The organism is Micromonospora sp. CB01531 (assembly GCF_001905095.1).
In the GTDB taxonomy this organism is placed as follows: domain Bacteria; phylum Actinomycetota; class Actinomycetes; order Mycobacteriales; family Micromonosporaceae; genus Micromonospora.
Map to the genome: position 1 here is coordinate 1 of NZ_LWLS01000009.1, position 10,556 is coordinate 10,556.

The 10,556-nt window shown below is 69.4% G+C and carries 11 protein-coding genes; 7 read left to right on the forward strand and 4 right to left on the reverse strand.

The window, feature by feature from the left end:
- Positions 1-619: 619 nt before the first annotated feature.
- From A6A27_RS03835 to A6A27_RS03850, 4 genes are read left to right on the forward strand one after another with little or no spacing between them, the layout of a single operon-like run.
- The gene (locus A6A27_RS03835) at positions 620-1,147 is read left to right on the forward strand and encodes a helix-turn-helix domain-containing protein (protein WP_083672406.1); all 528 of its coding nucleotides are present in this window, start codon (positions 620-622) and stop codon (positions 1,145-1,147) included.
- Positions 1,147-1,518 carry a hypothetical protein gene (locus tag A6A27_RS03840; RefSeq protein WP_073832986.1) on the forward strand — a complete coding sequence of 124 codons (372 nt, stop codon included), beginning with the start codon at positions 1,147-1,149 and terminating at the stop codon, positions 1,516-1,518. The genes A6A27_RS03835 and A6A27_RS03840 overlap by 1 nt, the downstream gene beginning before the upstream one ends.
- Positions 1,515-2,426, forward strand: a complete 912-nt coding sequence (locus A6A27_RS03845; protein WP_073832987.1) for an ABC transporter ATP-binding protein — start codon at positions 1,515-1,517, stop codon at positions 2,424-2,426. The genes A6A27_RS03840 and A6A27_RS03845 overlap by 4 nt, the downstream gene beginning before the upstream one ends.
- Positions 2,423-3,220 (forward strand): ABC transporter permease subunit, encoded by a 798-nt coding sequence (locus tag A6A27_RS03850; RefSeq protein WP_073832989.1) that lies wholly within the window; start codon positions 2,423-2,425, stop codon positions 3,218-3,220. Before A6A27_RS03845 ends, A6A27_RS03850 begins: the two co-directional genes overlap by 4 nt.
- Before the next feature lie 64 nt (positions 3,221-3,284).
- Here A6A27_RS03850 and A6A27_RS03855 read toward each other — a convergent pair whose 3' ends face one another.
- Entirely contained in the window at positions 3,285-4,370 is a 1,086-nt protein-coding gene (locus A6A27_RS03855) for a hypothetical protein (RefSeq protein WP_198940175.1), read from the reverse strand.
- 9 nt (positions 4,371-4,379) lie between these two features.
- Between A6A27_RS03855 and A6A27_RS03860 the strand changes: the two genes are divergently transcribed.
- Positions 4,380-5,174 carry a CU044_5270 family protein gene (locus A6A27_RS03860; RefSeq protein ID WP_198940176.1) on the forward strand — a complete coding sequence of 265 codons (795 nt, stop codon included), beginning with the start codon at positions 4,380-4,382 and terminating at the stop codon, positions 5,172-5,174.
- A 61-nt stretch (positions 5,175-5,235) separates the two neighbouring features.
- On the opposite strand, the gene A6A27_RS03865 is transcribed toward A6A27_RS03860, so the two are convergent.
- Positions 5,236-6,060, reverse strand: a complete 825-nt coding sequence (locus A6A27_RS03865) for a hypothetical protein (protein ID WP_073832993.1) — start codon at positions 6,058-6,060, stop codon at positions 5,236-5,238.
- A 309-nt stretch (positions 6,061-6,369) separates the two neighbouring features.
- Between A6A27_RS03865 and A6A27_RS03870 the strand changes: the two genes are divergently transcribed.
- Entirely contained in the window at positions 6,370-7,293 is a 924-nt protein-coding gene (locus tag A6A27_RS03870; RefSeq protein WP_143193860.1) for an NBR1-Ig-like domain-containing protein, read from the forward strand.
- Between the two features lie 128 nt (positions 7,294-7,421).
- Here A6A27_RS03870 and A6A27_RS03875 read toward each other — a convergent pair whose 3' ends face one another.
- Together A6A27_RS03875 and A6A27_RS03880 are read right to left on the reverse strand one after the other, a co-directional pair.
- The gene (locus A6A27_RS03875; RefSeq protein WP_073832997.1) at positions 7,422-7,835 is read right to left on the reverse strand and encodes a spore-associated protein A; all 414 of its coding nucleotides are present in this window, start codon (positions 7,833-7,835) and stop codon (positions 7,422-7,424) included.
- Positions 7,836-7,868: 33 nt separating this feature from the next.
- Entirely contained in the window at positions 7,869-8,279 is a 411-nt protein-coding gene (locus A6A27_RS03880; RefSeq protein ID WP_073832998.1) for a spore-associated protein A, read from the reverse strand.
- 504 nt (positions 8,280-8,783) lie between these two features.
- Between A6A27_RS03880 and A6A27_RS03885 the strand changes: the two genes are divergently transcribed.
- Positions 8,784-10,556, forward strand: a 1,773-nt coding sequence (locus A6A27_RS03885; RefSeq protein ID WP_143193861.1) for a golvesin C-terminal-like domain-containing protein, incomplete at its 3' end; no start/stop codon positions are given.

Genomic DNA, 10,556 nt, shown 5'->3' on the forward strand with positions numbered 1-10,556 from the left:
GCTCCCAAACGCTTCGAGGTCTTTCTACTGCCCCCAATGTTTGACCCCGCTACAGCACCGTAAAGCCCCCGACCGGCCCACCACACCAGGCTGGAAGTGGGCCATCTGCCCCAACCAGTCCTGTCGTTGGCAGGGAGACCGCGACCACGGCGCCTGGCGCCGGATCGCCGCCCGCGGCCTCACCCACCAAGCCAAAACCGTCACCGACAAGACCACCGGTGCCATGGTGATCCGCTCGGTCGTCGACACCCTCGAAGCCGCAGCCGTCATCACCCCCACCACTACAGGCAGCCGGAGGGACCGGTCGAAGACCAGCCCCACCCGGCCCCGCACCCCACGCCCCGCGCCCAGGCGACGCAGGGCACCCTCCCCCACCCGGCCCCACGGTCAGGCGGGCAAGCGTCCGGAGGGACACGCACCAACGGACCGGAAGCTGCCCCGCGCAGCCCACCGACACCAGGACGTGAACACGATCAGCACACCCACCACCGCCGGCCACCGGCCACGAGGAGCCGCACTGGGCGCAGGATTCCACTTCCACGCCCACGCGACCCCACCACGGTGGGAAACGATCCCGGAAACCCCATCCAACTCAGGATCACTAAGCTAATCAGAGACGCTGACCACGCACGACCTCGTGGCGCTGCTGCCGGACATCCCGCAGGCCACGCTGTACCGGCACCTGGCCACGCTGGTCAAGGCCGGCCTGATTGAGGTGGTGGAGGAGCGCAAGATCCGCGGCGCGGTCGAGCGGGTCTACGCGCTGCCCGCCCACGGCGCGACATTGGACGCCGCGGCTCTGGCCTCAGCGACACCCCAGGATCACGCCCGCTACTTCACGGCGTTCGTGTCGAGCCTGCTGTCGGAATTCTCCCGCTACCTCGCCCGCGGGCGTATCGACTTCGCCGCCGACGGGGTCGGGTACCAGCAGCTCGTGCTCCACCTGACCGACGCGGAGCTGGTCAAGTTCGCCGCCGACCTCAACCAGGTCATCGGGCCGCTGCTCGGCAACGAGCCCGGCAAGGGCAGGGTGCCCCGCTTGCTGGCCACCATCCTGCTGCCGGCCGACCAGCCGACCGCCAGCGACACCACACAAGAGACCCCGGAGCGGGAAGAAGACCCCAGTACGAGGGAGGGGAGTGGCTGATGGCATCGATCACGATTACCGGCGACCTGATCGACATCCGGTTCACCGAGTGGGAGCGGCTCTGGACCGGGCGGGAGCGGTTGGCCATCCCGGTCGCGGCGGTCCGGCACGCCGCCGCGGTCGACGAGCCGCTGCGCCTGGCCCGCGGCGGCCGGCGCGGAATCGTCGTGTCCGGCGTCGTCAAGATCGGTGTCTGGGGCCTGCTCGGTGGCCCCCGCCAGCTTGTGGCGGCGCGCCGGGGTGAGCCTGGGCTGCACCTCGTCCTGGACCGCGCGGCCGCTGGTGGGGAGTTCGACGAGGTCGTACTCTCCAACCCGGCCGCGTCCGGTATCGCGGACGCGATCGGACGCGCGATGGCGGCCCGCGCATGAACGGCGACCGCCTGAAGATCGAGGTGTCGAACCTGACCAAGCGGTACGGTGCCCTCACCGCCGTACGTGATCTCACCTTCACCGTCGAGCCGGGCGTGGTCACCGGGTTCCTGGGCCCGAACGGCGCCGGCAAGACCACCACGATGCGCATGCTGACCGGCCTCGTGTCGCCCACGTCCGGTACCGCGACGATCGCCGGCCGGCCGTACGGGCGGTTGCCGCGGCCATCGCGCACCGTCGGCGCGGTGTTGGACGCGAACGCATGCCACCCCGGTCACACCGCCCGCGACCACCTGCGCGTCTACGCCGCGATGGGCGGCTACCCGGACAGCCGGGTCACCGACCTGCTCGACCTGCTCGGCCTCACCGAGGCCGCCGACCGCCGCACCCGCGGGTTCTCCACGGGCATGCGGCAGCGGCTCAACCTCGCCACCGCGCTGCTCGGCGACCCCCGGGTGCTGCTGCTGGACGAGCCGAGCAACGGCCTCGACCCGGAAGGCATGCGGTGGCTGCGGAGCTTCCTGCGCCGGCTGGCCGACGAGGGACGCACTGTCCTGATCTCCAGCCACGTGCTCAGCGAGATCCAGCAGCTCGTCGACGACGTGGTGGTGATCCGGCGCGGCGAGCTCGTGGCAGCCGGGCCGTGGTCGCGGCTCGCTGGGCCACCGGCGGTGCTGGTGAGCTCGCCGGATGCCGACCGGCTGGCCGCCGCCCTGCGGGTCAGCCGGCCAGCACCGCGGGTCGAAGCCGTCGAGGGCGGCCGGCTACGGGTACGCGGGCTGGACGCGCCGGACGTCGCCGACCTCGCCGCCGCGCACCGGCTGCGGGTGCACGAGCTGGTCACCGAGAACACCAGCCTCGAAGAACTCTTCCTCCACCTGACGACCGGCAAGGCGGCCGCCCCATGAATCACCTGATCAAAGCGGAGTTCCGCCGGCTGTTCGCCACCCGGATGTGGAGCGGGCTGTTGCTCGCCGCAGCCCTGCTCGGGGGCGGCATGATGGGCGCGATGGCGCTCGTCGGGCCGGAGAACTTCACCCCGCCCATGCCCGGAATGGACACCGAAACCGGCCTACGCTCGATCCTCGGCATCCTCGGCTACACCGCATTCGTGCCGGCCGCCGCCGGCACACTCGCCGTCACCTCCGAGTACCGGCACCGCACCGCCGCCGTCACGTTCCTGTTCGCGCCCCGCCGCTGGCAGGTGGTCGCCGCCAAACTCGCCACCTACGCGGTCGCCGGGCTCGCGTACGGGCTGATCCTCGCCGGCACCGCCGCTGCGGCCCTGTTCGCGGTTGCTGCCGCCAGCGGCACCTCGCTCGGCCTGCCACCCGGCACCGTACTCGCGCTGCTCGCCCGCATCGGCCTCGCCATGGTCGTGTACCTGCTGATCGGCGTCGGAGTGGGCGCCCTGCTCCGAAACCAGGTCGTAGCCCTGTGCGTCGTGATCGGCTACCTGTACATGGGCGAGACGCTGCTCATGATGATCCCCGGCGTCAACGCGCTCTACCCGGTCCTGCCCGGCGGCGCCACCGCCTCCCTCACCGACTTCACCTACCTCGCCGACGCCATGTCACAAGAACTCGGCAGCACAGCCGTCCAACTGCTGCCACCGGCCGCCGGGGCGCTACTGCTCACTGCGTACGCACTCGCCGCCTCGCTGATCGCCGTCATCATCCCCATGCGGCGCGACATCACCTGACCCGATCCCGCCATCCCGGCACTGAGGGCACATGCACAGTCGACAAACGGCTCTCACCGGCCACTCACGGTCGCCGCCGCTTGTGTGCCAGAGCCATTCGTCCTGCGGTGCCGCTGGCGGCAGGTGGGTCGGACACCCGCATGCGGCCGGCCTCGGCGGAGACGACCCACAGCAGTATCAGGTTCACGGCGAGCGCGGACACGGCAGCGAACTGGTTGACCGTGAACTTGAAGACCTGCGCCAGGAGCAGATCCACCAACAGCGCGAGGTGGCACGCCCGCAGCGCACGCCGGCGGTCGTTGCGCAACAGCAGCGCACCGCGGACGCCAAGCAGGGCGGTGGCGAGGGACGCACCGATCACCACGAGGTCCGCACCACGTTCCGGCGCCCGGGCCAGTTCGCCCATGGCATGCTCCAGCGCCGCCCCGGTGAGGGTGGCAACCGGCTGCACCACGAGATACACCGCGACCAGCACCACCGGCCACCGGCGGGCCAGCAGCCGGTCGGCTGCCGCACGGACGCGGCGCGCCGCGCGCTCCCGGTATGCGTCCCAGCGGGTTTCCCGAACAGGCACGGTCGCAAGCAGCCGGATCACCGCGACGTCAACCGGATCGATCGAGTCCTCCAGCGAGCGGGTGGCCGCTGCGCGCTCCGCTTCGCTCATCCCGGAGGTGACCCCGACCAGGGCCAGCTGCAGCGCTGCGGCCGTGCGTTCCCGAGGGGAGGGTTCGCCTCGGCCGTGCACCCACCACACGACCAGGACCAGCCCCGCGAAGATCAGATAGATCAGGCCGGCGGCGGGATGGTAGAAGTAGTCCGTCCGCGCGGTGACGAACTTGCCGATCTCGTCGATGAACAACCCGAATCCGACGCCGCCGAGCACCGCCGCCCAGGCCCGGGCGGGCCGGCCGAGGAACGTGACCGCGACGCCCAGGCCCGCCGCCATGAACAGGCCGCCCCACAACACGTGCGCGATGTGCAGGCTGCCGCCGCCCAGCTTCGGGTAACCGGCTGTCTCCAGATATGCCCGGGTGGCCAGGACCGTAGCGATTCCGGACAGGACGAAGGCCCACAGGTGACCTTCGGCATCGCCGGACCAGACGAGCCGGCTGGAGCGACGCAGTAGGGATCGGATGCGCGTGGCAACCATCCGACGATCGTGACACAGACCCGGCGCCGCAGAGGCCATCTCACAGCTCGGCGCTGGGGGGTGGCCGGCTGGGCAACAGCCGGCATGGCCGCAGCGGCCGCTGCCGTGCTCGTCCTGGCCCCCGACAAGTTCGGCGGCGAGGTCCCGGCCGCCAACGCCCAGGCAGCACAGGTCCTGAACAACGCGGCGGCCGCGGCGCTCAAGCTCCCGGATGTCGAGCCGCGCCCCGACCAGTTTGTCTACACGAAGAGCCAACAGGGCGGATCGCCGCGAGAGATCTGGCAGTCGGTGGACGGAACCCGCGACGGGCTGGTCCAGCAGGCGCACGCCGGTGATGTGGAGAAAATCCCCCTGCCCGGTTGCCGGGAGGAGCGGGCCGCTGTCGTGAAGGGTGACCGGGTTGACCCGCGGCGGACGGAGCCGTGCACGCCTCAGCCCGCGTACCTGCCCGATCTGCCGACCGACGTGGACTCGATGCCCGAATACCTGAACAAGAACCACAGCCGTGAGGCAGGCGATGCGAACGCCATGGGGAAGGACGTGCTCGCGCTCATCGGAGAAAACCACCTGCGGCCCCAGTCGCAGGCCGCGCTGTTCCAGGTGGCAGCGCGCATTCCCGGAATCAGGGCCGTGCCAGACGTGAAAGACGGGGCGGGGCGGCCTGGCATCGGGATCGCCTGGTCGTCACAGGGCAAGTCCGGCATGCTCGTCTTCGACGTCGACACCTATGCCTTCCTCGGCGTGGCCGACGCCTCTGCCACGTTGGCGGTCGCCCTTGTAGACAAGGCTGGCCAGCGGCCCTGACGTCCCAGAAAGTGGCGCTGCCCGGCCGGTGAGGACCGGCCGGGCAGCATCCTCGCTCTGTTCAGTTGCCGGTGGGCAGGCCCTTCAGCATCTCGGCGAGGTCGCCGGTCTCCGCCGCGGGCGGCGTCTCGATGTTCATCGGCTTTCCGTAGTCGGTGTAGTTGACCGTCAGGTCGTACATCGCGCCCATGATCATGTGCACCCGGCGCGGCTGGTACTGCTCGTCGACCCAGAGCTCGATCGTGATCTCCTTGACGCCCTGCTTGGCCATTTCCTCCTCGACACCCGCCCGCGTCTCGGCGTCGAGCTGCCCGAGGTAGGTCGCCACCGGAGCGGTGAGGGTGTAGTGGACCGTCCTCGCCCCGTTTACCGTCTCCTCACCGACGACGGTGACTCCCTCGGTGGCGAGCAGCGTCTTGACCTGCTTGGTCGGGTCCATGTCCTCGAACTGCCTGGAGAAGTCCATCCCCGCCTGAGCGCCCATGGCGGACAGGTCCAGCTTCATCCAGCGCTTCCCACCTAGGGCCGAGCGTTGCGCCTCCGGCACCTCGACGTAGCACACCGCGCCGATCATTCGGACGATCACCGGGGTGCCGTCGGGTCCCGTTGTCGACATCTCGAGCTTGACCGGGTCGCCGAGGTCCATGACACCCTGCATCGAGACCTTCTGGCCCGCCGCCGTGCCCTCCGCCGTCAGGGCCACGGAATCGGCCTTGTCGGTGGTGTCGATCGTCTTCTGCAACGAACCCTGGAGATCACTGGCGAGCAGTTCCAGCACGCTCGGCTGCTTCGGCGCGTCCGGCGAGCCCGGCTTCGCGCAAGCAGTCACCGCGAGTGCCGTCAGGGCGGAGACCGCCAGAACAGTCGTCTTCTTCCACAGTGACACGTGACAGCTTCCTTCCCCCGAAGAATTCTGGGGGTCGCCCCCAGAGACGGACGACACGCTATCCCAAACGGTCAACTCGGGACGGCCCCGGCGGCGGGAGGGCCGGCGGGCCGTAAGTAGATATACGCGGATATGGTCCCCCTGCGCCGGATGCGCGGCCGCGCTTGCGTGGTCGGTTCTGACGAGGTTGGGGACATGGAAAAAGTAACGCAAGGTCAGCAGCGGGTACCGCGACGGCGGGGGCGACGGCCCACGCATCCCGACCCGGATTCGGGTCCGGTGGGCGCCTTCGCCGACCGCCTGTTGCGGTTGAAGCAGGAGGCAGGCAATCCCTCGTACGAGGAGATGTCGGTGCGCCTGGGCGCGGCTGCCTCGAAGTCGTCGCTGGCCGCCGCGGCCCGGGGCCGGAGTCTTCCCAGCTGGGAGACGACCTGGGAGTTCGTGCGAGTGCTCGCCGTCGACCGGCTGGGCCACGACCCGGTGGACACCGAGCAGGAGTGGCGGGAGCGCTGGATGCAGGCCAAGGCTGCCGGGCATCCAGCGGACACCGCGTCGACGGCCGGCGCGGTGCCGCAGCGGCCCGGGGCGTCGGAGGCGCCCCCGGCGGTCCAGGAGACGCCGCAACCCGAGACCAGCGAGGTCGAGGAGACAGGGCCGACCGGGGAGACCGACCGAACCGGCGACAACGCCGAGCGCGGCCGTGGGCGGGTGTCTTCGGCCGCCGTCGAGCCTTCGCCACCCAGGTTGCGCGCCCGCCGGCACATCGGCATCGCCGGCGTGGCTGCGACCATGGCTGCCATCACCGGTGCCGGTGTCACCTTTGTCGTTCTCGATCGGCGGAGGGGTGAGAGCGACGGCGGCGTGACCCGCGCGGTCGTCGCTCCACCCGACCATGACGACTCTCGATTCGAAGGCGACATCACCTATCCCGACGGGACTCTGGTGCCGCCGAACACCTCGTTCACGAAGATCTGGCGGATCCGCAACACGGGGACGGTGGTCTGGGCCAACCGCTCTTTGGCGCGGGTCAACGAGACACCGTGCCAAGCGCCGGTGGCGGTCGCCATCCCGCAGACAATGCCGGGAGAGACCGTGGACATCGCGGTATCCGTCCGGACCCCCGGCGAGCCCGGAAGCTGCAAGATCTACTGGAAGATGGCCGACGAGGACGGGCGAATGTATTTCCCGCTCAAGCGTCCGATCTTCCTGGACGTACGGGTCGGCGGCTCGTAAGTTCCGCGCCGACCTGCACGGCGTCCTTCTCACCCATCGGTCCAGCCGGTCACGAACCGCACGGTGAGGCGGCGGAGCCCTGCCGGTGCCGCATCGCACCGGCAGGGCTCCGCCCCCGTCCGCACGGGTCAGCCGCAGTTGGTACCGCGCTTGCCGCCCTCGGTGCCGCTGATGCGGCCCATCCAGTCCACGCACTTGCCCGCCGCCGACAGGTAGACCGGGCCGGCGTAGGACGTGAAGTAGTTGCCCTCGTAGGCCGGCCAGTGGCTGCCGACCGGGTTGATGCCCAGGCCCACCTCGATGAGCACGGCCGAGCCGGCGGTGTTCCGCTTGGCGATCGCGCAGTTCTTGCCCGTGGACGAGCTGTAGGTGAGGAACACGGTCCCCTTGGTGCCGATCGGGGCGGAGTTCACGACGCTGTAGCCGGACCCGCACTCGCCTGCGTAGGTGGCTGCGTAGGCCGGGGTGGCCGCGGCCAGCGCTCCGGCCATGGCGGTGGCGGTCAGGGCGACGGTTGCGGCGGTGGTCTTGACGAGCTTCATTGCGCTTTCCTCCGGTGTTTGCTGTTGGTCGGGTCAGCCGCAGTTGGTGCCGGTGCGGGTCTTGGAGGCCGTCCCGATGGTGCCGCCCCAGTCGACGCACGAGCCGGCCGCCGACACGTAGACCGGCCCCGCGTAGGTCGTGTAGTTGCCGCTGTCCTTCTGCCAGGTGGAGGTGCCGGAACGGCGGAGGTACGCCTCCATGAGCGTGGCGGTCCCCGGCTTCTCCCGGATGGTGACGACGCAGTTCTTCCCAGTGGAGGAGCTGTAGGTCAGGTACACCGTGCCGCGGAGGTCGGGAAGGTCGATCAGGTTGACGACGCCGTAGCCGGAGCCGCACTGTCCGCCGTAGAGCGCGGCGTATGCGGGGGAGGCGTTGACCAGGGCTCCCGCCGTCGCGGCGGCCGCCGTGAGTCCCAGCGCGGCGATCTTCTTCGAAATGCGCACGAAGTTCCCTTTCTACTGTGGATTGCCGCGAAGGACGCTGCCAGGCAGCGCGGGCCGGCACCAAGCGATCTTCGTCCAGTGATCTTCCAGTGGACTATTCGGAGAAATAATCGCCAGGTCAGCGGCTTGGCCCAGGCGGAGCGGCGCACGGCGCGGGAGCGGTTGCCGCTCGGCAGCCACGGACGCAGCGGATCAGGCGCCCGAACCCGGATACCTCTCGAAGACCACCCAAAAGACCCGATCCTGCACGTCGCGCCATCCGAAGAGGCGCGCGCGACCCCTCGGTTGGGTCACGTGGCCGTGGCCGTCGACCAGCTAGTCTCCGCCACCTCCGGCCGGAGGCTACGTGATGCATCGGCTGGCGGCATCTCCGTGGCATCTGTTGCGTCACGCCTCGTTGTGTAAGCCAAGGTCGGATGCGGGATGTATCTGGCTTATATCACTGCGTATATCGATCATCTTTAGCCTTCACTCGTCGTGTCTCTGAGGGACCGGAGGGTGATGGTGAAGAGACGATCACGGGGCTTCCTGATCGGGGGGCTGGTGGTGGCCCTGGTGGCCACGTTGGGTGGGATGGAGGCCTTGCCGGGCCGTGATTCCGACCGTGCTGACCAGGCTGCGGGCAGCGGCAAGGACGACGGGGGCGGGCTGCTGGCCCGGTTGGGTGACGCCGCGCGTGGGCTGGTCGACGGTGGCTCGGGTCGGGCGCGGCCGGAGGTGGTCAGCGCCGGGCTGTTCCGGGCGGAGAAGCCCCTGCAGGGTAGGGAGTGGCTGCCGCAGAAGCGGGTGCGGGAGTTGCCGGGTGAGCGGACGGCGAACACGAAGACGTTCCAGTTGTCGGATGGTCGGACGCAGGCGGAGATTTCGGCGGTGCCGGTGCATTACCGGGATGCGCAGGGCCGGTGGCAGGCCATTGACACCACGGTGCGGCCCACCTCGGAGAAGGGGTATGTGCAGGGCAATCGCACGAACACCTTCAGCAGCCTGTTCGGTGACAGTTCGAAGGATCTGGTCCGGTTCGAGGCCGAGGGCCGCAGCATCGGGTTGGGTTTGGCGGGCGCGGCGAAGAGCGTGACGCCGAAGGTGTCCGGTTCGACGGTGACCTATCCAGGTATCGCCGGTGGCGCGGACGTGGTGTACGACGTGACCAGCACCGCGCTGAAGGAAGAGATCGTCCTGCGGAAGGCGCCGGCTGGGCCGGTGTCGTACACGTTCACCCTGGACGCCGCCGGTCTGACCGCGCGGCAGCGCGCGGACGGGTCGATCGCGTTTGTCCGTGCGAGTGGCGGTGAGCCGGTGTTCGTGATGCCGGCGCCGTTCATGTATGACTCGAAGGACGACAAGGCCTCGCCGTTGGGCAAGGTGTGGTCGGACAGGGTCACCCAGCGGGTGCAGCAGGTGTATGGGCAGACCACGGTGACTGTGTCGGCGGACGCGGCGTGGTTGAGGGATCCGGCGCGGGTGTATCCGGTGGTCATCGACCCGACCATCAAGATCCAGCCGGTGCCTGATGGCACGTTGGGCGGGCAGGACACCCAGATCTATTCGGCCAACCCGAACCATGCCTATGGGCAGGATCAGGTCAGGTGGCCGTTGCATGTGGGCACCACGTCCAGTGGCGCGTGGCGGTCGTTGCTGAAGTTCAACCTGGATTCGATTCCGCAGAACACGCCGATCGATGATGCGCAGTTGCAGTTGTACTACTCGCAGACGCACACCGCCTGGGAGTACGACGTGCCGATGGAGGTGCGTCGGGTCCTGGAGGCGTGGGACGAGGACACGGCGACGTGGGGCACCGTCAGCGGGAAGATCGCCGGTGCGCCGGCGGGCAACGTGGTGACCAAGGACGACGGGGATTCCGGGACGTCGGTGGTCGGGTCCTGGCCGTATTCGGGGAACGCGACGTTGACGCCGAAGGCGATCAACGCGGACTACCGCTACCACGGCAGTGCCAGCGCTTCGGACACCCACACCTGGGTGCCGACGATCACCGAGGCGGGTGACTACCAGGTCGAGGTGCACTACGTGGGCGAGTCGGACCGGCCCACCAACGCCCCGTACACCGTCTACTACAACGGCGGGTCGAAAACCTACCCCGTCAACCAGAGCACCCCGACGGCCGCGGGTGCGTGGGTGACGTTGGGAACGCACCCGTTCGCGGCGGGCACCACCGGCAAGGTCGTGCTCAACGGTGTGCCGGGCACGACGGCCATCGCCGACGCGGTCCGGTTCACCAAGGCCGGCGCGGTGAAGAAGTACGCCAAGTCGAGCGTGTGG

Bases quoted from the DNA above. Each gene is read 5' to 3' on its own strand.
- A6A27_RS03855 (WP_198940175.1), bottom strand. From the start codon at position 4,370: ATGGTTGCCACGCGCATCCGATCCCTACTGCGTCGCTCCAGCCGGCTC.
- A6A27_RS03840 (WP_073832986.1), top strand. From the start codon at position 1,147: ATGGCATCGATCACGATTACCGGCGACCTGATCGACATCCGGTTCACC.
- A6A27_RS03850 (WP_073832989.1), top strand. From the start codon at position 2,423: ATGAATCACCTGATCAAAGCGGAGTTCCGCCGGCTGTTCGCCACCCGG.
- A6A27_RS03845 (WP_073832987.1), top strand. From the start codon at position 1,515: ATGAACGGCGACCGCCTGAAGATCGAGGTGTCGAACCTGACCAAGCGG.
- A6A27_RS03875 (WP_073832997.1), bottom strand. From the start codon at position 7,835: ATGAAGCTCGTCAAGACCACCGCCGCAACCGTCGCCCTGACCGCCACC.